We start from the raw sequence: 22,814 nt of genomic DNA on the forward strand, positions 1-22,814 counted from the left end.
GCTCAACCGCCCAAAAGCGATCCTCGTGCTGGCGGCTCGTTGAGTAACGGGCCGCTGGCGGGCTGTGCCGCACCGGCCAGCGCCAAGGAAATCCCCAGCGCAATAATCACCGCCCCACCGGTGAGTGCCGCCCAGCCAGCGGCTTTTTCGACCCGCTGCTGGCTCTGCTTTTGTAGCCGCTTGGTGGCCCACCCTCGGGCCACGATACTCGCCAGGGCCAGTATCGACACGGTAACGCCCGTGCCCAGCGACATCGCCACCACCGACGCGACCCCCACGTAAAATTGGCCTAAAAGGCTTGCGGCACCTAGCATCAAGATCGCTCCGCTGCAGGGGCGCATACCAATCGCCCCGACGGTCATCAAGGCCGTACGCCAATCCAACGCCTGCTCGGGTTCAATATGATGGGCACCGCCACAGCAGTGGCTGTGGTCGTGGCTGTGGTCGTGGCTGTGATCATGCGCATGTACGTGCTCCATGACCGGCTCACTCTGCACGGCATAGGCATGGCGCAGCTGTTTCACCGCCCGCCAGCAGAGCCAAGCCCCTAATAGCGCTACCAGCAGAAAGCTGGCCTGCTCCACCCAAGCCACGCTGCCCATGGCTTGACGCGTCACCCAGCCTAATCCGTGTACCAATACCGCCACCATCGCAATGGCCGTCACGCCCTGTAATAGCGAGGCAGCAAACGAGAGCCCTAGCGCCCGGCGAGTCGCACCGCCATGAGACGCCAAATAGGTGGCCAATACTGCTTTACCGTGTCCCGGCCCTGCGGCATGAAACACGCCGTACGCAAAACTGACGCCGAGCAGCGTGATCCATGTGGCGGTGGTGGGCGTTCGTGACAGCTCGGTAATCGCCAGAGTCAAACTGCGGTGTAGCTCTCGCTGCCACGTCAATAGCTGCAGGCTCACCCCCTGTAAATTCACCTGCATGGCCCACACCAGCAGCGCCACGCCCATGAGCGCCACAGCGCCGATGGTGAGTTGTCGTCGCGTTAACGGCATGCCCCCTCCAGAAAAGATATAAAGTAACACTTTATACACGACTCGACCGACGGGCGGCTAGCGACAATCCACGCGGCCCGTTTCCGCAAAGTGACGGCCTAACCCTGGTTCGCCCTCTTCGTCCGTATCCAGCAGCGCTGCCTGCATGACCAACTCAGGGTCGGGGTCGGCGGGTAGTACGCTGAGCGCGCAGTCGGGTTCGCCGTTGAGAATCAGCGCTTGTGGAGAGGGCTCGTCGCCCTCCTCCTCGTGTACCATCTCGATGTAGTACGTGGGGTCGAAGACTTGATACTCCAGCACCTGCCCGCTGAGGGGTTGAGGCGTGGCCAGCGGCAGAATGAACATAAACGTCAAACGGCCGTCCCGCTCCATCGCGGTGTACTCGGTGACCTCGCCAAACGTCTGCGGCTCGTCGCCGACCCGCACCTCGGTAAAGTAGTGCTGAGGAGTCAAGTTATCGCGAATCTCACTGCCCAACTGATCCAGCCCCTGCTCCAGGCTAGCGCCTGGCACCTGCTGCAACTCCTCCATCACTACCAGGCTATAGAAGGGGTCCATCCGCCATGTTTGATGAAGCCCGGTGACAGCACCGTCATCGTTGGTAATGACACGCACGCTCATGTCGATCCAGCCGTGAGGGTGGGCCTGTGCCATCGAACTGATCAACAGGCTGCCCACCAGCAGCGCTTGGCCGGTACGACGCAGCGTGGCAGGTGACCATGCATTCATCACGGCAATTCTCCTAATTTGCGCTGTAACTCCACGAGCCAGGGATCTAGCACATAAGGCGGTATCGGCTGGCTACCGCGCAGTGCTGACACGCTGACCAGACTTCCCCCTTGAGCTTCGCTTACTTGAAGCTGAATCCGATATCCGGGCCAGCGTGCCAGGCTTGCCTCGGCGCGCCCTAAGGTCAAGTCAGCGTGGCGTATCACATAGCCCTGCTCCATCATCAGTGCCACCGCCTCGCGGAAGGTGTGCTCCATTGGCGCGCTATAGCGCAGCTCGCGCGGTTCAAGGGGTTGCGTGGTGGCACAGCCTGCCAGCCATAACGCGGCGCACAGCGTGAGCGCTACCCATGAGGTATGGCGGAATGGTGTCATGATGCCCCCTGCGGTGTGACGGATGACGAAAAAGCTTTCTGGAAACGGCCACAGAAGTCATCGTTACTGGCACTATAGGACTCTCGCAAGTCGCCCAGGTGATCAAAGCGGCGAATGTCCCGTGAGATGCGCAGATGGCCATCGCGGGCAAGCAGCGATACCCGCTCTACTTCAACGGGCTGCTGGCCAAAACCTGGGCCGAAGGCGCCTCCCACGCCAATCCCTACACTGCGACCAATACCAAACCCGCCAAACAGGCGGAAGCCGCTGCCGTAGCCATAGTCGTAGTCATAGCGGTCGTAGTAGCCGATCAGCTCGCGCTCTCGGGAGGCACTCACTAGCCCAAGCTCCGTATCAGTGGTCTCTAACGAAAATCCCCAGGCTTCCAGCACGTCGATGCTTTCCGTCAAAACGCTCAGCGTTTCATCTGGCGAAGACTGGCCGGTGGGGAAGTAGCAAGCCGCCGCTGGCGCAGGCTCCGCTTGGGGCAGCCGGTCAGGAAGCGTCTGACAACCCGCCAGTGCCAACAGGCAGGTAATGCTAAGGGGTATGGCCTTCATGAAAAATCCTCTCGCTACCGTCATGGCTGGTGTGTCACCAAGCAGCGCGCTAAGCTCGCCAACAGACATTAAAAAGAACGACAACACGCTGAGACAACGTTTTAAGGAGGTTGTGCGATGAATGTACTGCTTTGTCCTGATAGTTTTAAGGATGCCCTGAGTGCCGAAGAGGCCGCCAAGGCCATGGCACAAGGTATTCAACGGGCAGCGCCCAACGCCATCACACAGCTCTGCCCCCTGGCGGATGGCGGCGAAGGCAGCCTGGACGCCTTAATTGCCGCTACCCATGCCGAGCGCCGTACGCTCACGGTGCAAGACGCCCTTGGGCGGCCACGCCAAGCCGCCTGGGGCTGGCTAAGCGAGCAGCGTACCGCGTTTATCGAGCTGGCAGAAGCCAGCGGCCTGCAGCACCTGACCCGCGATGAGCGCAACGCCCTGCATACCACCACCTTCGGCGTGGGCGAGCTGTTTCTCGCTGCCCTAGATGCAGGCGCCACCCATGCCCTGCTGCTGCTCGGTGGTAGCGCCACCAACGACGCCGGTGCCGGTATGCTCCAGGCGCTGGGCGCCACGCTACTGGATGCCCAGGGCCAGCCACTGCCCCCAGGCGGCGGCGCACTCCAGCAGCTTGCGACCCTGGATCTTTCGACGTTAGACCCGCGCTTGGCCGACTTACGCGTAGAGGCCGCCGTGGATGTGGATAACCCACTGCTAGGCGAACGCGGTGCCAGTGCCGTCTTCGGCCCACAAAAGGGCGCGACAGACGCCGATGTGGCAACGCTAGATCGCGCGCTCGGCCACTTTGCTGACCTAACAGCCAAAGCGCTCGGCAAAGATGACAGAGCACTGCCGGGAGCAGGGGCAGCAGGCGGCATGGGGTTTGCGGCGCACTGCTTTTTGAACGCGACGCTAACGGCGGGCATTGAAATGATCATGCAGCAGGCGAATTTTGCCCAATTACTGAACGATGCAGATGTAGTGATTACCGGCGAGGGCCGCTTAGATGGCCAGAGCTTGGCGGGCAAAACGCCGATTGGCGTCTCCCGCGCCGCTAAACGCCAGGGCAAGCCGGTGATTGTACTCGCGGGTAGCCTGGGCGACGGCTGGCAAGCCTGCAAGGAAGAGGGCGTCACCGCCGCCTTTGCGCTGGCCGATGGCCTTATGACATTAGAACAGGCGCTACCCCGCACGGCAGAGCTTCTGGCAGACCGCTGCGAAAGCATCGCACGCCTGTGGCTTGCAAGCCGCTGAGCGCGCCTTTGCGTGGGCCTTGGAACGAGCCTTGAAGACAAGCCCCTTGAAATGACGCGCCTGCGCCTACATCTGTTTATTCATCAGCGATGAGCCAGCCGTCGCCAGCTCACCGCTCTAATGGTAGGGCACTATGGCTGCGATGCAAAAAACCTGTTTTGCAGCGCCACCACAGCGCTCTAAGCTACATCAAACGATTTGATGGCCGTACTTTTTCAGCGCGGCTCCAACCATGGAGGAGCACACAATGGATGATATGAACAGCATTGGCCTACACGAAGGCAGTGCCAGCCAGCTGGCCGAGAAACTCAACCACCTGCTGGCCAACTACCAAATTTTTTACATGAACGTGCGTGGCTATCATTGGAACGTGAAAGGCAATGACTTCTTCGAACTGCACGCCAAATTCGAAGAGTTCTACACCGACCTGCTCACCAAAGTGGACGAAGTCGCAGAGCGTATTCTGACCCTGGGCCACAAGCCGGTTCATGCGTACAGTGATTACGCCAAGCTGTCGCGCATTCAGGAAGACAAAGACGTTCACGACGGTAAAACCTGCGTGCAGGGTGTGCTCACCGGCTATCAAACGCTGATCGAACTGCAGCGCGAATTGCTGGCACTGGCGTCTGACGCCGACGACGAAGGCACCGCCGCCCAGGCGGGCGACTACATCCGCGAGCAGGAAAAAACCGTGTGGATGCTTAACGCCTATTTAGGTAAATAAGTGCGTTAAACAGCCCTGGTTAACAGGTAGTGAATAAAAACGGCACCGAGGTGCCGTTTTTTTTGTTGCGGGTGAGTGGCATGAACACGGCGCTACTTCGCCAGCGCTTCCACCAGATCGCGCAGCATGGCCCAGAACTCCGCCACGGACGCTATTTCCACTCGCTCATCCGGGGAGTGTGCGCCGCGAATCAGCGGGCCAAAGGAAATCATATCCAGTTGGGGGTATTTGCTGCCTAAAATGCCACACTCAAGCCCTGCGTGAATCACTTTCACCTCGGGTGCGTGGCCCATCAGCGCCGCATGGCGCGCCTTGAAAGTGGCCAGCAGCGGGCTATCCGGGTTGGGTGCCCAGCCGGGGTAGCCGTTCTCGACTTTCACCCGTGCACCCATTAGCCCAAACAGCGCCTGAAAACGCCCAGCCATTGCCTCGGCAGCGCTGTCGTGCAACGAACGCACCAGGGCGCAGAGGTGGAAGCGCCCCTGCTCGACGCTTAACACGCCCAGGTTATTGGAGGTTTCGACCACGCCGGGCACGTCTGCGCTCATGCGCTCGACGCCGCAGGGGGCGGCATGCAGCGCCGCCAGCAGCATGGCGCTGGCGTCTCGGGTCAGCGGCTCGGCGTCGGTCTTTTCAGCGCGCTCGGCGATCAATACCAGGCCGCTGTCGCCACTGCCCAGCTCGGCTTTGAGAGTAGCGGCCAACTTCTTGACAGTTGCCAGAGCGGCGTCCATATCGTCGGCGGGCAGTGCCACCTGGGCAAAGGCTTCGCGGGGAATAGCGTTACGCAGCGTGCCGCCCTGGTAGCTCACCAGGCGGGCATCGTACGCCTCCAGTGCCCACAGCACGCGCACCAGCAGGCGGTTAGCGTTCCCCAACGGCTGATGGATATCCATGCCCGAGTGGCCGCCTTTCAGGCCGGTGAGCGAGAGGGAAAGCAGCTGCTCATCGTCTCGCAGCGCGGCGCTGGGCAGCTGCGCATCGACCACCACATCCGCGCCGCCCGCACAGCCGATATACACCTCGCCGCGGTCTTCGCTATCCAAATTCAGCAGCAGCGAGCCTTCCAACCAGTTTTCGGCAAGATTCAGCGCACCGCCCATGGAGGTCTCTTCCTCCAGGGTGAACAGCGCTTCCAGCGGGCCATGGGTCAGCTCGGGGTCTTCCAGCACGGCCAAAATGGCCGCCACGCCCATGCCATTATCCGCTCCTAGAGTAGTGCCTTCAGCGTGAAGCCATCCCTCTTTGACCACGGTGCGAATGGGGTCACGGGTAAAGTCGTGCTCATGCCCCGCATTGGCCTGGGCCACCATATCCAGGTGCCCTTGCAGCACGATTCCCGGCGCGCCTTCACAGCCAGGGGTGGCAGGCTTGCGGATACGCAGGTTGCCGAAGGCATCCTGGTCGTGGGCAAGCCCTTGCGCCTCCGCCCAGGCTTCCAAGATAGCGACCAACGCGGCCTCATGACCGGAGGGGCGCGGCGTATTACACAGAGTACGAAAGTGCTGCCATACAAGGCGTGGCTCGAGCGCTGCTAGATGTGCGTTCATGGAAACTCTTCATTATCGATAACCGAATTACTTTACCGCTCTGGCTCACTGGGGAAAAGCGCGCACGCGGCGATCACCTGTCGAGCTGCATCGCGCAAGCGCTGCACGGCGTCGTTCTGCGCCTTAACCAGTGGTTGATTTTGGTAGGCCCAAGCGGCGAGCTGCTGGTGTGCCTGCTGCGCCTCGCCCAGCGGCTGACGGCTGGCTTCTCTCGCCAGCGCCTGTAGCGCGGGTCGGGCCAGAGCGGGGTCGCGACGGGCATAAGCTACGTCATGAATGGCTTGGCGCTCGGCCGTGCCGAGCGGCTGGGCGGGCAGTGCAGCGAGCAGCAGCGCCACGACCGACGCAGGCAATGCGGCCAGCTCGAAGGCCAGCAGGCTAGGCAGCGAAGCGGCAAAGCCGCTCCTCAAGGTGTCCAGTACCGCGCGCCCCTCCGGGTTGAGCGCCCTGGCGACCATCACGGCGTATTCGCCGGTCGCCGCTTCGCGGGTCATGCCTAAGCGTACCGGCACGAACCCTAGCGCCCGCCAGAAGCGCAGCAGCGACGCTTCCGCCCCGAAGGTGGCGCCATACAGGGACACCCCTTGCTGGGTGGCGCTATCGATATCCTCTTCTAGGAGCTGCCTTCCTAGTCCTTCTCGGCGACGCTGGGGGTGCGTGGCAATACGCGCCACCCGTCGCCAGCGGGCGGTCAGTGCCTCACGGCTGCCGCCATGGGCTGCGAGCGACTGCGCCAGCAAATGCCCCTGAGGCCTACGCTCACCCCTGGCCACTTGGTCGGCAAGCTCGGCCCCGAATCCCCCCTCTTCGCGGGTGACCAGGACGGCTTGCGGGTCTTCCCCGTCACGGCTGAGTATCATGCGTAGTCCCGTGCCGGGGCCATCCAGCAGCTGGCGTAAATCGCTCGGCGTGGTGCGGTAGTGGGACTGCACCAGCAGGCCAAACAGCTTTTCTAATCGTGCGTCCTGCGCGGCGAGCTGCGCTTGGCTGAGCACGATGCTATGTGGCAACTCGTCTTGTGAGGGGAGTGCGTTAGGTAGCGGCGCATTCAACAAGAGCAACCGTTGGATGAGCGACTCCAGCGGGTCCCCGACGGACCAGCGTATTGGCGTTTGCAGCGTTAGCTCTCGCCACTGGGGCGCTTGGCGATCCAGCACGTCGCGAAAACGCAGGGCAAAACCGCGCCCAGAGCCTTCATAGCCATGCACCGTGGTGGCAAAGGCAATGCGCGGAAAAGCCGCCAGCCAGCGGGCCAGCAACGACGCTGGAATGGCGGCAGCTTCATCCACCAGCAGCGTACTGCCGCTGCCCCCTAGCGCGCCCTGCTCGATCTGTTCTGTCAGTACATCCGGCGGCAAAAAGCGCAGCCGACTGCCGTTGGCAAGCGACACCTCGGCAGGGCCGTGGCGCTGTAGCGCCGGGCACAGCGCCGCCACACGGCTAAAGACGCTCTCCACGGCGCTCAGCCGAGGCGCGGTGAGCAGCCACTCGCCACCGTCGCTTTGTTGCAGTAGCCGTGCGCAGGCAATGCCCAGGGCAGCGCTCTTGCCCCGCCCCCGGTCGGCGGTCACCACCAGCGGTCGACGGCGCTTGAGCTTGACCAGCGCGCTCACCGCCAAGGCTTGGTCCGCAGTAAGACAGTCGGTGTCTTCACAGGACTCAGGGGCGCTCGGCCGTTTGGCCAAGGTCGGCAATCGCAGCGCTCCTCCCACCGGCCAGCGCACTACCTTGGTCGACGCCCCCAGCAAGCGGGCCATACGCGTGAGGTAGTGGGCACTGAGGTGCTCCCAAGGCCAGGGGTAATCGGCAAAGCGAGCGTAGTTGGGATCGGGCTGGCAGCCCCATGACGATGGCGTGACGAGTACCAGTAAGCCGCCTGCGCTCACCGTCCCCGCCAGCGCACCCAGCGCATCGGGGTCTAGCCCTTCGTGGCCACTGGCATCGAGGATCACTAGCTGGTGCTCGACACCCAGCCGGGTACGCGCTTTACGGCTAGGTAAACTGGCAGCGACGGGGGACTGTTGGGCATCGCCCACCCAAAGGGGTGCCTGCCAGTCGGCGGCCTGCCACAGCGCCAGTGCCTGCTGACGGGCCTGCGCTGGTGCACCGCTTAACCACACCAGCCCGCGCCAGCCCCGCTGCTTTAAACGGCGGGCATGACAAACGAGCGTGGCAGCCTCCCTGTCGACGTGTTTGCGGGGTGAGGTGGGGTCGGCGTGGCGTGACCCGCCCATAGCGGCTCCTTAGGCAAGAATTCTCTTACAACTTTGGTTGAACAAACCCGGGCTTTTCAACGTTTTCTCACCCTTCAAGACAGAGTAAAGAGCGTAGAAGTACCTTTTAAAGCAATGTTTTAACGGCTTTTTTCACATTTTCTCTGCGATGTCCGCCGCGTTAACTTCCTTGATTTACTGATATTGCGTTGCAGCGGGTGGAGTGTGCTAGCTTAGCGATGCAGCGCAGCGTTGTTTTACTTTACGTAAACGTCAGCCTGCTCGCTGTACTTTCCTGCTTTCAGGTCTCCAACACTAATAACGCTAACCGCCAAAGTACCAGGAAACATACAATGAAAAAGACCACAAAATTCGCACTCACCAGCCTTGCCGCTGGCGTCGCCTTCGCCGCCCTCACGTCTACCGCTCAAGCGCAGGAGCAGTGGACCATGACCACCACGTGGCCGGAGAACCTCGACCTGATCAAGATCGATCAGCATTGGGCCGAGCTGGTCAATCAACTGGCGGGCGATGAAGTCCAAATCAATTTCCGCGCAGGCGGCACCTTGATGCCTGGTACCGAGGTCTTCGATGCGACCGAAACCGGTGCCATTCAAGCCGCAGGCGACTGGCCCGGCTACTGGGCGGGCCTGAATCCGGCGTTTTCGCCGCTAGCCACCACCACCAGTTTGTTCAACGGTGTCGATTATCTGAACTGGATCCAACAGTGGGGTGGCTTCGAGCTCTACCAGGAGATCTACGGCCAGTACAACATGGTGTACCTGCCCTACGGCATCACCAACAACGAATCGGGTTTCATGGGCCGCACGCCCATCGAGAGCATCGCCGACCTGGAAGGCAAGCGTCTGCGTCTCTCCGGCCGTGACCAGGGCCGCGTGCTCGAAGAGCTGGGCGGCTCCCAGGTCACGCTAGCCGGTGGCGAAGTGTACCAAGCCATCGAGCGTGGGGTGATCGACGCAGGTGAGTTCTCCACCCCTGGCGTTGACTTCAATGCAGGCTTTGCCGAAGTCGCCGACTACTGGGCCACCCCCGGCTGGCACCAGTCGGCGAGCGTGTTCGGCGTCATGATCAACAAAGACGCGTGGGACGCACTCTCCGAAGAGACCCAAGCCAAACTGCGTATCGCTGCCGAAGCCACCATGGCGTGGACACTCTCCTGGTCTGAGCGCGAGTCCACCGAAGCGACCCAGAAGTTCATCGACGCGGGCGTGACCATCAATCAGTTCTCGGAAGAAGACCTGGCGCGTATCCAAGAGATCACCAACGAGGTCATCGTACGCGGTGCCTGTGAAAACCCAGACCACGCCAAGGTCTACCACTCCATGATCACCTACCTGCAAGAGTACGCCGCATGGCGTGATGTGACGGCCCCGTTCAACATGAGCCGTACCATGGACAACCTGCCCTCACTGGAAGAGATCGAAGCCTGCCTGTAAGGCACTCACTATAAAAGCGTAACACGGCCGCCCCTCCCCTTGTCGGGGCGGCCTTAGCTCAGTTGCGGAGATCTTCCATGAATGCGATTGCCAAGGCGATCGATGCGATTAACGAGCTGTTTGGCCGCATCATTGCGCCGTTAATTGCCATCATTACCCTTATCGTGCTTTACGACATCGTGTCGCGCTTTTTCTTTGGCCGCCCCAGCGACTGGGCGTTCGATGTGACGAAAATGCTGTTTGGCGCCCACTTCATGCTCATGGCCGCCTACGGGCTGCGCCATCATGCCCACGTGGAAGTCGACGTGGTGAAACGGCTGCTATCCCGCAAGAAACAGGCCGTATTGGATCTCATTGGCTACCTGGTCTTTTTCGTGCCGTTCATTTGGCTGCTGCTGACCTACGGCTGGCGCTTCTTCGAGCGCTCCTTCAGCCGTGGTGAAACGACTTACGGCATGGTCTCGATTCCCGTTTACCCGGTGAAAGGGGTGATCGTCGTGGCCGCCGCGCTGATTTTGCTGCAGGCGATTGCCATCGTCCTACGCGCCATCATGCAACTGCGTGAGGAGAAGTCCGCATGAGTGCAGAACTACTAACGCTAGTGATGTTTGGCGGACTGCTGGTGGGGCTGTTTATGGGCCATCCGCTCGCCTTTGTGCTAGGCGGTATGGCGGTCATCGGCGCGTATCTAGGCCCCGGTATCAACACTCTCGGCATCATCATCAACAACGTCTATGGCAACGCCATGGACAACTATGTGCTGGTCGCCATTCCGCTGTTCATTCTGATGGCACGCTTTCTCAACGACTCCGGCGTGACGGAGAAGATGTTCGACGCCATGCGTCTGCTGTTGGCCAACGTGCGCGGCGGCCTGGCGCTGACCGTGGTGGTGGTGTCGGTACTATTGGCGGCCACTACCGGCATCGTCGGGGCGTCCATTGCGGTCATGGGGATGATCGCGCTGGTGCCGATGCTCAAGTATGGCTACAACAAAGAGCTCAGCGCGGGCGTGATCATGGCGAGCGGCTGCCTGGGCATTCTGATTCCGCCCAGCATCATGCTGATCTTGATGGCCAGCTACTCGCCAGTGTCCGTGGGCGCGCTGTTTGCCGGAGCGCTGATTCCTGGGCTGCTCTTGGGGGTGATGTACGCGCTCTACGTGGTGCTGATTTGCTGGCTGAAACCCAGCTATGGCCCCAAAGTGCCGAAAGAGGAGCGCGCCGAGGTCAGCACCAGAGAGCTGCTGATCATGCTGGGTAAATACGTCGTACCGCCGATGTCGCTGATTCTGGGCGTACTCGGCGCCCTGTTCACCGGGATCGCCACCGCGACCGAAGCCTCGGCGATTGGTGTGTTCATCGCTTTCCTGCTGTTCCTGATCTTCGGTGACCGCAAGCTCTCGACCTGCTACAACACGCTGATCGAAGCGGGCAAAACCACCACTATGGTGATGCTGGTCCTGGTAGGCGCCACGGCGTTTACCGGCGTGTTCTCGATTGGTGGCGGCATGACGGTGATCAGCGACTTCGTGCTGGCCATGCCGGGAGGCACCTTTGGCGCGCTGCTGCTGATGCTGTTCCTGGTCTTCATTTTGGGCATGTTCCTGGATTGGACCGGTATCGTGCTGCTGAGCTTCCCGATCATGCTCCCCATCATCTCTCAGATGGGCGTGGACGTGCTGTGGTTCGTGGTGATGGTGGCCGTGGTCCTGCAAACCTCCTTCCTGACCCCGCCGTTCGGCTATGCGCTGTTCTACTTGAAAGGCGTCGCGCCGCCTGGCGTCGAGATCGTCGATCTCTACAAAGCGGTGGTGCCCTTCGTGATCATCATCATCTTGGCGTGTATTTTGATGTCGATCTTCCCTGGCCTGATCACCGGGCTGCCAAGCCTAATGGTCGGTTACTGATCGCGTCATCCTCGGACGCTACGCATCCCTCCGCACCGCGGAGGGATTTTTTTTGCCTGTAGGAATGCTGGCTGCACCCTTCTAGCCCAGGTGATACTATTTGCAGCCGCTATTTTTTCGCATTGACGAGCCACGCTGCCTCTCGTCCAAGGAGTCCACGACGTGTCTACGCCTGCTCGCCGCTCACCCTCGGCTCTGCTGTCAGGTTTCGCTTCACGCTTTACGCTGTCGCTCAGCCCGTGGTCCGTTGCGCTGTTCTTGATCGCTCTGATCGTGGCGCTCCCCATCTTGGTCGTATTGGCGCATATCGTGATGCCCACCGAGGGTGTTTGGCAGCACTTGGCCAGCACGGTCCTACCCCGCTACCTCTCCAACACCTTCTGGTTAGCGCTGTGGGTAGGGCTAGGGACGCTCGTGATCGGCACCGGCACCGCCTGGCTGGTCGTCATGTGTCGCTTTCCTGGCAAGCGTCTGTTCGAGTGGGCGCTTTTGCTGCCGCTGGCCGTGCCGACGTACGTGATCGCCTACGCCTATACCGACTTTCTGCAAGTGGCCGGGCCGCTACAAAGCCTGCTGCGGGAGTGGTTCGACTGGCAGGTGGGCGATTACTACTTCCCTAACGTGCGTTCGCTGGGCGGTGCCGCTACGCTGATCACCTTCGTGCTCTACCCGTATGTCTACCTGCTGGCCCGGGCGTCGTTTTTAGAGCAGTCGGTGTGCGTACTGGATGTCGGGCGCACACTAGGACGCGGGCCCTGGCGGCTATTCAGCAGCGTGGCGCTGCCGCTGGCGCGCCCGGCGCTGGTGGGCGGCGTCTCGTTGGTGTTGATGGAGACGCTCAATGAGTTCGGCGCGGTCCAGTTCTTTGGTGTGGACACTTTTACCACCGGTATTTACCGCACGTGGTTTGGCTTGGGCGAGCCGATTGCTGCGGCCCAGCTGGCCGCCTGCCTACTTACCTTCGTGATTGCCTTCGTGCTGCTGGAGCGCTGGTCGCGGGGGAAACGCCGTTACTTCCACACCACCAACCGCTATCAGCAGTTACCCGAATATCGGTTGCACGGCTGGCACGCCGCCGGGGCAACGCTGGCTTGCCTGTTGCCAATCGGCGTTGGTTTCTTGCTGCCCAGCGGCATTCTGTTGGAGATGGCGATCACCACCGGCGACAGCCTGTTTGGGACGCGCTTCATCGGCTTTGCCATTAACAGCCTGAGCCTCGCGACGGTAGCAGCGCTGATTGCCGTGGGGCTAGCGGTGCTGCTGAGTTACGGCGTGCGGCTACACGACTCCCCCAGTGCACGGCTGTTTACCCGCATCGCGGCGATGGGGTACGCCATTCCGGGGTCGGTGGTGGCCGTGGGCATTTTGATCCCATTCGCCTGGCTGGATAACGCGCTCAATACCTGGCTGCATACTCATTACGACACCATCATCGGGCTGGTCTTCAGCGGCACGGCATTCATCCTGATTTACGCTTACGTGGTGCGTTTTTTGGCGGTGTCGTTCAACGCGGTCGAGGCAAGCCTGGGGAAGGTCACCCCGAGCATGGACGCCGCCTCACGCACGCTGGGGCAAACCGCTGGGGGGACGCTGCGGCGCATTCATACGCCGCTGATGCGCAGCAGCCTATTGGCTGCCGGCATTCTGGTCTTCGTGGACGTGATGAAGGAGCTGCCCGCCACGATCATCCTTCGCCCGTTCAACTTCGATACCCTGGCGGTGCGCGCCCATAGCCTGGCATCCGATGAACGTCTGGCGGAGGCCTCCACGGCCTCGTTGACCATCGTGGTAGTGGGTATTTTGCCGGTGATTCTACTCAGCTTGGCGATGCGCCGGGCGCGCCCAGGCAGCCAAGCCGAGTAAGTAGACGCCTGACAACACCAGGCGCTTAACGCGGGAAGATGAACACTTGGGAGTGGTCGAGATCGATATCGATCGGCTGACCCTCCTGGGGGAGGAAGACACCCGGCACACGGGCGTGGAGGTGTGCCTCCTGGCCATCCACGCCGTGGGCGCAGAGGTGTATCAAGCTCGTGCGGCCAAGCAGTTTCGCCATCACCACGTGGCTGTGGCTATGGGCATCGGCCGGCAGGTCGCGCTCTTTGATGCGCAGCGCCTCCGGGCGAATCATCACCTGCGCGGCGCTGCCTTCGGGCAGCCAGCTCGCATCCACGTCTCCTACCGGGGTGTGTACCACTCCGTCCTGAACCACGCCGTCCAACTCGTTTACCTCCCCAAAAAAGGTCACGACGAATGGATCGACCGGCGCGCAGTAAAGCTCCCGCGGCGTGCCCGTTTGGACGATCTTGCCATCGCGCATCAAGGCAATGCGGTCAGCCATGAACATCGCCTCTTCCGGGTCGTGGGTGACCAGCAGTGTCGCAGACCCCAGCTTTTTCAGCACGTGCAGCGTATCGTCACGAATCCGGTCACGTAGCCGGGCATCCAGGCTAGAGAAGGGCTCATCCAGCAGCATCAGTTTGGGGGTAGGCGCCAGGGCGCGGGCGAGCGCCACCCGCTGCTGCTGGCCGCCCGAGAGCATGTGAGGATAAGTCTCGGCGTAATCGGCCATGCCCAGCTGCGCTAATAGCTCCAGTGCCCGGGCGCGGCGCTGGCCAGAGGGCAGATGCTTCAAACCAAAGGTGACATTTTCCAGCACGCTCAAGTGCGGAAAAAGGGCAGAGTCTTGAAACGCCAGCCCGACATTCCGCTTCTCTGGCGGCACATGACGCTTGCCCGGGGCTGCGATGGCCTGCCCTTCTAAGCTGACGGTGCCCTCTTGAACCACTTCGAGCCCTGCGGCGATGCGCAGTAGCGTGGTTTTACCACAGCCAGACGGGCCAAGCAGGCAGACCACCTCGCCCTGGGCAATGTCGAGGTCGATGCCTTTGACGACGTGATTGGCTGCAAACGTGTGTTGCACACCGCGCAGCGACAGCGCCGATGCGGGAGCGGCCACGTCAGAAAGAGAGACTGTTGCCGTCATTCGTTCACCCATGGGTTTGTTCACAACGAGTACGCAGGGACGCAGCCGTTGCAAACACGGTTGAAAGGTATTTGCATTCTATTTTCTATTGGCAAGAGATGCACGTTTGCCCGTCAATGCGCCGCGTTACAAAAATAGATGCGTGTCATTATCATTTCACTTGACGCGTTCCGACCAAGGCGTTTCAATACGCTACGGCGCTAATGCAACTTATTATCATAAACATTCAGGGTATTTTTTATGAAAAAGGCACGTCTTTCGGCTTCCGTTGCTGCCATCATGGCCGGTTCCGCGTTTGCCACCAGCGCACTCGCTAACGAAGTCAACATCTACTCTGCTCGTCACTACGACTCTGACGAGATTCTCTACCAAGCGTTCACCGACGAGACGGGTATTGAAGTGAACGTACTGGAAGGCGACGCCAACCAGCTGATGGAGCGTATGCAGCGTGAAGGCGTCGCGAGCCCTGCCGACGTCATGCTGACCGTGGATGCAGGCAACCTGTGGCGCGCGGAGCAAGACGGCATTTTTCAAAGCGTAGACTCTGACGTGCTCAACGAGCGCCTGCCGGAGTCCATGCGTCACCCGGAAGGCATGTGGTTTGGCTTTAGCCAGCGCGCCCGTGTGATCTACTACAACCGCGAAAACTTCGACCCGAGTCAGATCGCCACCTACGAAGATCTGGCCGATCCGCAGTTCGAAGGCCAAGTGTGCATCCGCTCTTCCAACAACATCTACAACCAGTCCCTGCTGGCGTCGATGATCGAGCACCACGGTGAAGAGGGCGCGCAAGAGTGGGCCCAGGGCGTCGTGAACAACATGGCTCGCGACCCGGAAGGCGGTGACACCGACCAGATTCTGGGCGTTGCTAGCGGTGAGTGTAACCTCGCGGTCGGTAACCACTACTACTACGTGCGTCTGCTGCACTCTGACGATGCCGCCGAGCGTGAAGCCGCGCGTAAAGTGGGCGTGATCTTCCCCAACCAGGATGACCGCGGTACCCACGTGAACGTCGGCGGTGCTGGCCTGGTCGCCAACGCGCAAAACCCGGAAAACGGCATTCGCTTCCTGGAGTTCCTGGCCTCTGAGCAAGCGCAAGAAGTGCTGGCCGAGCGCAACTACGAGTTCCCGGTGGTCGAAGGCGTGAAGAAAAACCCGGTGCTGGAGTCTTGGGGCGATTTCGCCAAAGACGACATCAACATCAGCATTCTGGGTGAGAACAACCCGGAAGCGGTACGTATCTTCGACCGCGTTAGCTGGCGTTAAGCGCGGCTTGGGCACACGCTTTTGAAGCCGGTGCTTAAGTAACGAACTAAACACAACCCCCGCAGCGACCGCTGTGGGGGTTGTGTGTTATGGGCGAGTGCTCTCTCGTTCGTTAGTGAGCTTCATCCCAATTCGCGCCGCTTTGCGCTTCTACGATCAGCGGGACGTTGAGCGATGCCGCCGCCTGCATGCGTGTCTGCACCTGCTCGATAAAACTATCCACCTGGGCCTCGGCCACTTCGAACACCAATTCATCATGCACCTGCATGACCATCAGCGCGTCGAACTCCCCCTCCGCTAGCCACGCATCTACATCGATCATGGCCTGCTTGATGATATCCGCCGCCGTGCCCTGCATGGGCGCATTGATGGCCGTACGCTCGGCGCCTTGTCGGCGGTTGCGGTTTTGCGAGTGGATCTCCGGCAGGTAGAGCCGCCGCCCCATCACGGTTTCGACAAAGCCATCCTCCGCCGCCTGGGTACGAATACGGTCCATGTAGCGAGCCACCCCGGGGTAGCGGTCGAAGTAGCGATCAATGTAGGTCTGCGCCTGGTTGCGGTCGATGTGCAGCTGGCGGGAAAGCCCCCAGGCGCTCATGCCGTAGATCAAGCCAAAGTTGATGGCTTTCGCACTGCGGCGCTGGTCGGCAGAGACCTTGTCCAGCGAGGTGCCAAAGACTTCCGCCGCCGTCGCGGTGTGAATATCGCGCCCTTCGGCAAACGCCTCCAGCAGCCCTTTGTCCTCCGATAGATGCGCCATGATGCGCAGCTCGATCTGAGAGTAGTCCGCCGCGACGATGCGGTAGCCAGGGCGCGCCACGAACGCCTGGCGAATCTTGCGCCCCTCCTCGGTGCGGATGGGAATGTTCTGCAGATTGGGATCCGACGACGACAGCCGACCGGTCGCCGTGACCGCCTGATGGTAGCTGGTGTGAACCCGCCCAGTCGTCTTGTTAAGCAGGCGTGGCAGCTTATCGGTGTAGGTGGATTTCAGCTTGGCCAGCCCACGGTGCTGCATGATGACTTTAGGCAGCGGGTAGTCCAGCGCCAGCTCTTCGAGTACCGCTTCCGCCGTCGACGGCGCGCCTTTCGGGGTTTTCTTGATGACCGGGATTTTCTGCTCGTCGAACAGAATTTGCCCTAACTGCTTGGGCGAACCCAGGTTGAACTCGCGGCCCGCCAGTTCGAAAGCGTTGCTCTCTAACTCACGGATACGCTGTTCGAGCTGCTGACTCTGTTCGTGCAGGCGCTCGGCATCGAGGGCGACGCCGTTGCGCTCGATGCGTGACAGCACGTTGATCAGCGGCAGCTCGAGGCGGTCGAGCACCTCGGCCAACCGCCCTTCCCGTTCGACCTGCGGGCGCAAGGTATCTTGCAGACGCAGGGTGATGTCCACGTCCTCACAGGCGTAAGGCGCCGCCTGCTCCAGGGCGATCTGGTTGAAGGTGAGCTGCTTGGCTCCTTTGCCTGCGATCTCTTCGAAGGAAATGGTTTTCTCGCCCAGGTACTTCAACGCCAGCGAATCCATGTCGTGACGCGTGGCGGTGGAGTTGAGCACGTAGGAGGCCAGCATGGTGTCCGCAAGCGGCCCCACGACATGAATGTCCACGTTGGCGAGCACGGAGATATCGTACTTTAGGTTCTGGCCAATCTTGGTCTTGGTGGGATCTTCCAGTAGCGGCTTCAACGCCTGAAGAACCGTGTGGCGGTCCAGCTGGGTCGGGGCGTCCAGATAATCATGAGCCAACGGAATATAGGCGGCCTCGCCTGCCTCTAGGGCAATCCCAACGCCGACGATATCGGCATCCATATAGTTCAGGCTGGTGGTTTCCAGATCGAAGCAGAAGCGTTCGGCCTCGTTGAGCCGTGCGAGCCACGCCTCCAGCTCGGCCTGCTCGGTAATCACATGATCATGGCGCTCGGTCGGCGCCGTCTCCGTCGCGCTGTCGGCTGCTTCCGAGACGGGCTCGCCGCCTGCTACATCGTCCACGCCTTCGTCGTTACCTTCCAGCAGCTCGGCGAGCCACTGCTTGAACTCCATCTCTTTGTACAGCTCGACCAGCGCTTCGCGGTCTGGGTGGGCAATGTCCAAATCATCCAATCCTACCGGCAAGTCGCAGTCGGTTTTGATGGTGGCCAGCTGATAAGAGAGAAACGCCTGCTCCCGGTGCTCTTCCAGTTTTTTGGGTAGCGTTTTCGCGCCACGAAAACCAAGGGTGGTCACGCGTTCTAAATCGCCATAAATCGTATCCAAACCGCCGCCCATACCTTGCAGCAGACCGATGGCGGTTTTTTCGCCCACCCCCGGCACGCCGGGGATGTTATCCACCTTGTCGCCCATCAGCGCGAGAAAGTCGATGATCAGTGCGGGGGGCAGGCCAAACTTCTCCTCCACGCCCGCTTCATCGAGGGTTTCCTCTTTCATGGTGTTGACCAGCGTGATGTGGCCGTTCACCAGTTGGGCCATGTCTTTATCGCCGGTGGAGATCACCGCGTCACGGCCAGCCTGAGTGGCGTGGTGCGCCAACGTGCCAATTACGTCATCCGCTTCGACCCCTTCGATGCATAGCAGCGGCAGGCCGAGGGCTTTGACACAGGCGTGCAGCGGTTTGATTTGGCTGCGCAGGTCGTCTGGCATGGGCGGACGATGGGCCTTGTAGTCGCTGTACAGCTCATCGCGGAAGGTTTTACCTGGCGCGTCGAACACCACCGCCATGGGGCTATCGGGGTAGTCTTTCATCAGCCGTTTGAGCATGTTCAGTACGCCCTTCACGGCCCCGGTCGGCTGACCGTTAGAGGTCGTTAGCGGCGGCAGCGCATGAAACGCGCGGTAGAGGTACGAAGAGCCATCGACGAGCACGATTGGGGCACGGGCCATAACCAAATTCCATAGTCAGCAAAACGGTAAGGATGTCTGTTCTCTATGATACGCGTTCAGCGCCGGGGCTGCAGAAAAGAGCCGTAAAACACGAGGCGCATCGCCACACAACGCTGCCAACTCGCGCGGCAAGCCGCTACAATAATGGGCTTAGCAACCTGGGCGAGATCCTCATGGCAGTATTCACCCCGCTTAGCGACGCACAGGTCGCCGCGTTTTTGGAAAAATTTGATGTTGGCAGCTTTGTCGCGCTTCAGGGTGTGGCAGGCGGTACGGAGAATTCGACGTTTTTCGTGACCACCGACCGCCGCGAGCTGGTGCTGACCCTGTTCGAACAGGGCGAGCACGAAGAGCTGCCGTTTTTCGTGGAACTGCTCGACTACCTAGACGAGCACCGCCTGCCGGTGCCGGGCACCATTCACGACCGTGAAGGCGTTGCCCTGCACAGTTTGGCGGGCAAGCCCGCCCTGCTGTTCCCGCGCCTACCGGGCAAACACCCCAGCGCGCCCAATCTAGCTCAGTGCCAAGCGCTGGGCACGACGCTGGGGCGGCTGCATAAGGTGTCGCAACGCTTCCCTGGACACCGCCCCAATCCCCGCGACCTGCACTGGCTGCGGGCGGTCCACCACAAAGTGCTCACTTACATCAGCCCGGATGATCAAACGCTGATGAAAAACGAAGTGGACGACTACGAAAGCGCCTTCAACCAGCATGGCGCGCTGCCCCAGGGGGCACTGCACGGCGACCTGTTCCGTGACAACACGCTGTACGAAGGCGACAGCCTCGGCGGCATCATCGATTTTTACAACGGCTGCACCGGCGACCTGCTGTTCGATCTCGCCATTGTGATCAACGACTGGGCCTCCAACGAGGATGGCTCGCTGAATGCCGAGCGCTACCATGCGATCTTGAGCGCCTACCAGGCGCGTCGTCCGCTCACCGAGACCGAGCGCACCCTTTGGCCGACCATGCTGCGGATGACGGCACTGCGTTACTGGCTGTCGCGGCTTTTGGTGGTGTATGTCGACCCGCCGGCCCACGACTTGACCCCCCATGACCCCGAACGCTTCCGCGTGATCCTCAAGGCACGCATCGCGTGGGGCGCACTTCCCATTCCAGAGGCATCTTCATGAGTGACATGGCAACGACCAGCAGTCCCGCCGTACGTGCCCGCCGCACTTGGAACATGGACCAGTGGGGCAGCGGCTACTTTGACGTCGACGATCACGGCCAAGCCCTGGTGCGTCCGCTAGGCAGCGATGCAGAAGGCCCAGCGCTGCCTATCAGCGCGCTGGTGCGCCAGCTGCAAACTGCCGGGTTGCGCTTGCCGGTACTGGTGCGCTTTAGCGATATTCTCCACGACCGCGTCGAGCAGCTCTGCGGTGCTTTCGATGCCGCCATGCAGGACGTGGACTATCAGGGCGGCTATACCGCCGTTTACCCCATCAAAGTGAACCAGCAGCGCCGCGTCGTGGAAGAGATTCTGGCGACCTCCGAGCGCGGTAACGGCCGCGTCGGCCTGGAAGCCGGTAGCAAGCCGGAGCTGCTGGCGGTGCTGGCGCTGTCGGATGGCGGCTCGTCACTGATCGTGTGCAATGGCTATAAAGATCGCGAGTACGTGCGCCTAGCACTACTGGGCGAGAAGCTCGGCCACAAAGTGTATCTGGTGGTGGAGAAACTCTCCGAGCTGGCGCTGATTCTCGAAGAGGCTCGCGAGCTGGACGTGACGCCGCGCATTGGCCTGCGGGCACGGCTGGCCTCGGTGGGTAAAGGGAAGTGGCAGAACACCGGCGGTGAGAAATCGAAATTCGGTCTCACCGCTAGCCAGATTTTGGAAGTGGTCGACACCCTGCGCGCCGAAGATGCCCTGGCCAGCCTGCAGCTCGTGCACTTCCACCTGGGGTCGCAAATCGCCAACATCCGCGACATTCAGCGCGGCCTGCGGGAGTGCGCGCGCTTCTATCAAAACCTGATGAGCCTGGGCGCGCCCATCGACACCGTCGACGTAGGTGGCGGATTGGGCATCGACTACGAAGGCACTCGCTCGCGCAGCTACTGTTCGGCCAACTACTCCATGCAGGAGTACGCCCGCAACGTCGTCAGCGCCTTCTCCCAGCTCTGCCAAGAAGCCGATCTGCCCCAGCCGCACCTGATCAGCGAATCCGGCCGCTCGCTGACGGCCCACCACGCGGTGCTGATCACCAACGTGATTGGTGAAGAGCGCGTCAACGACACGCCCCCCGAGCGCGCGCCCCAGGAAGAAGACCCGCAGGTAGAAGAGCTATGGCGGGTGTTCGAGCAGCTGGCCGATACCCAAGAACCCGGGTGCTGGTCGAGGCATGGCACGACCTGTTGCAAGCGGTCAGCGAGTTACACGACCGTTTCGTTCTGGGGCTGAGCGACATCAATGCCCGCGCCGAGGGCGAGCGGCTCTACATGGCCGCCTGCACGCGCCTGCGCGGCAAGCTGGATACCCGCAACCGCGCCCACCGGGAAATCATGGACGAGTTGGCCGAAAAGCTGGCGGATAAGCTTTTCGTAAACTTCTCGCTGTTCCAGTCGGTGCCGGACGTGTGGGGCATCGAACAGATTTTCCCGGTGCTCCCGCTCACCGGGCTGGACAAAGCGCCGACCCGTCGCGCGGTGATTCAAGACATCACCTGCGACTCCGATGGCCGGATCGATAGCTACGTGGATGGCCAAGGGGTGGAAAGCACCCTACCGCTGCCCGAGTGGGCCAACGAGGACGAGCGCTGGCTGGGCTTCTTCCTGGTGGGGGCGTACCAAGAGATCCTGGGTGACCTGCACAACTTGTTCGGCGACACCGATTCCGTCGATGCGGCGCTCGGCGCGGACGGCGAGTGGGTGCTCTCTAACCCGCAGGCGGGGGACACGGTAGCCAACGTGCTGGCGTACGTGAACTTCGACGCCCGCGTGTTGAAACAGAAACTCACCGAGCAGTTGGTCACCAGCGGCTTCTCCCCTGAAGAGCAGGCGCACTTTGCTGCCAGCCTGACCGAGGGGCTCGAGGGCTACACCTACCTGGAGTAACCCCACCGGCACGTCCGGCGATAAAAAAAGCCACCGAGTATCTCGGTGGCTTTTGCGTCACTAGCGAGCAGCTCAGCTGCCTTACTCGACGACGCTGGTGACGATCTCCAGACCGCCAGTGAGTGTCAAACGCAGCGAGGCCCCACGGGGTAGCTCGCCAACGCCGGCTGGCGTTCCGGTCAAAATCACGTCGCCTGGCTCCAGGGTGAAGTGACGACTCATCTCCGCCACCAGCGTGGGAATGGCAAAAATCATGTCCGCCCCTTCGCCGTGCTGACGCTCTTCCCCGTCGATTTCCAAGGTGAAAGCCAGCGCGTTCCAGTTAGGCACGCGGCTCAGCGGCAAAAAAGGCGACAGCGGGCAAGCGCCATCAAAGGCCTTGGCAATTTCCCAAGGGTGGCCTTTCTCTTTTAGCTTGGTTTGCACATCGCGCAGGGTGAGATCCATTGCCAAGCCAATACCGGCAATGGCACGCTCGGCTTCATCCTGCGTGGCGTGGGTCAGACACTCCCCCACCAGCAGCGCCAGCTCGACTTCGTAATGCACATCTCCCCGCGAAAACGGCGGGTCGAGCGGCTTGGTTAAATCCACGACGCTAGTGCCGGGTTTGATGAACAGCAGCGGCTCGCTGGGAACCGGGTTATCCAACTCTTTGGCGTGGTCGGCATAGTTGCGGCCGACACAGACGACCTTGCCCAGCGCGTGGGGAAACTCCTGACCATCGGTAAACTGTGGAACAAAACGCATGGCGGGTCTTCTCCTTCTCATTATGCGTGCCGCATTCGCAACGACAGGCGCATTAGTCTACCCCAGCCATGCCCATGTTCCACAGTGTCATCCGCGCATTTCCACTCGGCGTCGA

The 22,814-nt window shown here is 61.2% G+C and carries 17 protein-coding genes and 1 pseudogene; 9 read left to right on the top strand and 9 right to left on the bottom strand.

The features are described from left to right. Nucleotides 1-2: 2 nt before the first annotated feature. Genes CTT34_RS15290 through CTT34_RS15305 form a run of 4 tightly spaced genes read right to left on the bottom strand, consistent with a single transcriptional unit; the run spans nucleotide 3 to nucleotide 2,670 of the window. Nucleotides 3-1,007, bottom strand: coding sequence for a nickel/cobalt transporter (locus tag CTT34_RS15290; RefSeq protein WP_159343193.1), 1,005 nt, complete (start codon nucleotides 1,005-1,007; stop codon nucleotides 3-5). A 57-nt stretch (nucleotides 1,008-1,064) separates the two neighbouring features. Next, nucleotides 1,065-1,736 (bottom strand): DUF1007 family protein, encoded by a 672-nt coding sequence (locus CTT34_RS15295; protein ID WP_159343194.1) that lies wholly within the window; start codon nucleotides 1,734-1,736, stop codon nucleotides 1,065-1,067. Next, nucleotides 1,736-2,110: a hypothetical protein gene (locus tag CTT34_RS15300; RefSeq protein ID WP_159343195.1), complete on the bottom strand. Its 375-nt coding sequence runs from the start codon at nucleotides 2,108-2,110 to the stop codon at nucleotides 1,736-1,738. Before CTT34_RS15300 ends, CTT34_RS15295 begins: the two co-directional genes overlap by 1 nt. Then, nucleotides 2,107-2,670 carry a hypothetical protein gene (locus CTT34_RS15305; RefSeq protein WP_159343196.1) on the bottom strand — a complete coding sequence of 188 codons (564 nt, stop codon included), beginning with the start codon at nucleotides 2,668-2,670 and terminating at the stop codon, nucleotides 2,107-2,109. The genes CTT34_RS15300 and CTT34_RS15305 overlap by 4 nt, the downstream gene beginning before the upstream one ends. Nucleotides 2,671-2,787: 117 nt before the next feature. Here CTT34_RS15305 and CTT34_RS15310 point away from each other — a divergent pair, with 117 nt between their 5' ends. Both CTT34_RS15310 and CTT34_RS15315 read left to right on the top strand, forming a co-directional pair. Next, nucleotides 2,788-3,921: a glycerate kinase gene (locus CTT34_RS15310; protein ID WP_159343197.1), complete on the top strand. Its 1,134-nt coding sequence runs from the start codon at nucleotides 2,788-2,790 to the stop codon at nucleotides 3,919-3,921. A gap of 247 nt (nucleotides 3,922-4,168) precedes the next feature. Beyond that, complete coding sequence (locus CTT34_RS15315) at nucleotides 4,169-4,645, top strand: Dps family protein (protein WP_159343198.1); 477 nt, start codon at nucleotides 4,169-4,171, stop codon at nucleotides 4,643-4,645. 92 nt (nucleotides 4,646-4,737) lie between these two features. Here CTT34_RS15315 and CTT34_RS15320 read toward each other — a convergent pair whose 3' ends face one another. Beyond that, nucleotides 4,738-6,195 (bottom strand): aminoacyl-histidine dipeptidase, encoded by a 1,458-nt coding sequence (locus CTT34_RS15320; RefSeq protein WP_159343199.1) that lies wholly within the window; start codon nucleotides 6,193-6,195, stop codon nucleotides 4,738-4,740. Between the two features lie 32 nt (nucleotides 6,196-6,227). After that, nucleotides 6,228-8,429 carry a tRNA(Met) cytidine acetyltransferase TmcA gene (locus tag CTT34_RS15325; RefSeq protein ID WP_159343200.1) on the bottom strand — a complete coding sequence of 734 codons (2,202 nt, stop codon included), beginning with the start codon at nucleotides 8,427-8,429 and terminating at the stop codon, nucleotides 6,228-6,230. A 332-nt stretch (nucleotides 8,430-8,761) separates the two neighbouring features. Here CTT34_RS15325 and dctP point away from each other — a divergent pair, with 332 nt between their 5' ends. The 4 genes from dctP to CTT34_RS15345 all read left to right on the top strand — a co-directional run bounded on the left by dctP (nucleotide 8,762) and on the right by CTT34_RS15345 (nucleotide 13,634). Beyond that, entirely contained in the window at nucleotides 8,762-9,865 is a 1,104-nt protein-coding gene (gene dctP / locus CTT34_RS15330; protein WP_159343201.1) for a TRAP transporter substrate-binding protein DctP, read from the top strand. A gap of 77 nt (nucleotides 9,866-9,942) precedes the next feature. Further along, nucleotides 9,943-10,446: a TRAP transporter small permease subunit gene (locus tag CTT34_RS15335; protein ID WP_159343202.1), complete on the top strand. Its 504-nt coding sequence runs from the start codon at nucleotides 9,943-9,945 to the stop codon at nucleotides 10,444-10,446. Beyond that, nucleotides 10,443-11,771 (top strand): TRAP transporter large permease, encoded by a 1,329-nt coding sequence (locus tag CTT34_RS15340; protein ID WP_159343203.1) that lies wholly within the window; start codon nucleotides 10,443-10,445, stop codon nucleotides 11,769-11,771. Before CTT34_RS15335 ends, CTT34_RS15340 begins: the two co-directional genes overlap by 4 nt. A gap of 162 nt (nucleotides 11,772-11,933) precedes the next feature. After that, on the top strand, nucleotides 11,934-13,634 hold the full coding sequence (locus CTT34_RS15345) for an ABC transporter permease (protein ID WP_159343204.1): 1,701 nt from the start codon (nucleotides 11,934-11,936) through the stop codon (nucleotides 13,632-13,634). 25 nt (nucleotides 13,635-13,659) lie between these two features. Here CTT34_RS15345 and CTT34_RS15350 read toward each other — a convergent pair whose 3' ends face one another. After that, complete coding sequence (locus tag CTT34_RS15350; protein WP_159343205.1) at nucleotides 13,660-14,757, bottom strand: ABC transporter ATP-binding protein; 1,098 nt, start codon at nucleotides 14,755-14,757, stop codon at nucleotides 13,660-13,662. Between the two features lie 240 nt (nucleotides 14,758-14,997). Between CTT34_RS15350 and CTT34_RS15355 the strand changes: the two genes are divergently transcribed. Then, complete coding sequence (locus tag CTT34_RS15355) at nucleotides 14,998-16,023, top strand: Fe(3+) ABC transporter substrate-binding protein (protein WP_159343206.1); 1,026 nt, start codon at nucleotides 14,998-15,000, stop codon at nucleotides 16,021-16,023. A gap of 112 nt (nucleotides 16,024-16,135) precedes the next feature. Here CTT34_RS15355 and polA read toward each other — a convergent pair whose 3' ends face one another. Next, on the bottom strand, nucleotides 16,136-18,901 hold the full coding sequence (polA, locus tag CTT34_RS15360) for a DNA polymerase I (RefSeq protein WP_159343207.1): 2,766 nt from the start codon (nucleotides 18,899-18,901) through the stop codon (nucleotides 16,136-16,138). 173 nt (nucleotides 18,902-19,074) lie between these two features. Between polA and CTT34_RS15365 the strand changes: the two genes are divergently transcribed. Both CTT34_RS15365 and speA read left to right on the top strand, forming a co-directional pair. Next, entirely contained in the window at nucleotides 19,075-20,034 is a 960-nt protein-coding gene (locus tag CTT34_RS15365; RefSeq protein ID WP_159343208.1) for a homoserine kinase, read from the top strand. After that, a pseudogene (speA, locus tag CTT34_RS15370) lies at nucleotides 20,031-21,952 on the top strand (biosynthetic arginine decarboxylase). Before CTT34_RS15365 ends, speA begins: the two are co-directional and overlap by 4 nt. Nucleotides 21,953-22,033: 81 nt before the next feature. On the opposite strand, the gene CTT34_RS15375 reads toward speA, so the two are convergent. Beyond that, on the bottom strand, nucleotides 22,034-22,699 hold the full coding sequence (locus CTT34_RS15375) for a fumarylacetoacetate hydrolase family protein (protein WP_159343209.1): 666 nt from the start codon (nucleotides 22,697-22,699) through the stop codon (nucleotides 22,034-22,036). Nucleotides 22,700-22,814: the final 115 nt, after the last annotated feature.

It is taken from the genome of Halomonas meridiana (assembly GCF_009846525.1).
Taxonomy (GTDB): domain Bacteria; phylum Pseudomonadota; class Gammaproteobacteria; order Pseudomonadales; family Halomonadaceae; genus Vreelandella.

What these genes read in the sequence shown, in the direction of transcription:
- CTT34_RS15365 (WP_159343208.1), top strand. Translation starts at nt 19,075, where the DNA reads ATGGCAGTATTCACCCCGCTTAGCGACGCACAGGTCGCCGCGTTTTTG.
- CTT34_RS15290 (WP_159343193.1), bottom strand. Translation starts at nt 1,007, where the DNA reads ATGCCGTTAACGCGACGACAACTCACCATCGGCGCTGTGGCGCTCATG.
- dctP (WP_159343201.1), top strand. Translation starts at nt 8,762, where the DNA reads ATGAAAAAGACCACAAAATTCGCACTCACCAGCCTTGCCGCTGGCGTC.
- CTT34_RS15300 (WP_159343195.1), bottom strand. Translation starts at nt 2,110, where the DNA reads ATGACACCATTCCGCCATACCTCATGGGTAGCGCTCACGCTGTGCGCC.
- CTT34_RS15305 (WP_159343196.1), bottom strand. Translation starts at nt 2,670, where the DNA reads ATGAAGGCCATACCCCTTAGCATTACCTGCCTGTTGGCACTGGCGGGT.
- polA (WP_159343207.1), bottom strand. Translation starts at nt 18,901, where the DNA reads ATGGCCCGTGCCCCAATCGTGCTCGTCGATGGCTCTTCGTACCTCTAC.
- CTT34_RS15350 (WP_159343205.1), bottom strand. Translation starts at nt 14,757, where the DNA reads ATGACGGCAACAGTCTCTCTTTCTGACGTGGCCGCTCCCGCATCGGCG.
- CTT34_RS15355 (WP_159343206.1), top strand. Translation starts at nt 14,998, where the DNA reads ATGAAAAAGGCACGTCTTTCGGCTTCCGTTGCTGCCATCATGGCCGGT.
- CTT34_RS15335 (WP_159343202.1), top strand. Translation starts at nt 9,943, where the DNA reads ATGAATGCGATTGCCAAGGCGATCGATGCGATTAACGAGCTGTTTGGC.
- CTT34_RS15325 (WP_159343200.1), bottom strand. Translation starts at nt 8,429, where the DNA reads ATGGGCGGGTCACGCCACGCCGACCCCACCTCACCCCGCAAACACGTC.
- CTT34_RS15310 (WP_159343197.1), top strand. Translation starts at nt 2,788, where the DNA reads ATGAATGTACTGCTTTGTCCTGATAGTTTTAAGGATGCCCTGAGTGCC.
- CTT34_RS15295 (WP_159343194.1), bottom strand. Translation starts at nt 1,736, where the DNA reads ATGAATGCATGGTCACCTGCCACGCTGCGTCGTACCGGCCAAGCGCTG.
- CTT34_RS15315 (WP_159343198.1), top strand. Translation starts at nt 4,169, where the DNA reads ATGGATGATATGAACAGCATTGGCCTACACGAAGGCAGTGCCAGCCAG.
- CTT34_RS15320 (WP_159343199.1), bottom strand. Translation starts at nt 6,195, where the DNA reads ATGAACGCACATCTAGCAGCGCTCGAGCCACGCCTTGTATGGCAGCAC.
- CTT34_RS15375 (WP_159343209.1), bottom strand. Translation starts at nt 22,699, where the DNA reads ATGCGTTTTGTTCCACAGTTTACCGATGGTCAGGAGTTTCCCCACGCG.
- CTT34_RS15340 (WP_159343203.1), top strand. Translation starts at nt 10,443, where the DNA reads ATGAGTGCAGAACTACTAACGCTAGTGATGTTTGGCGGACTGCTGGTG.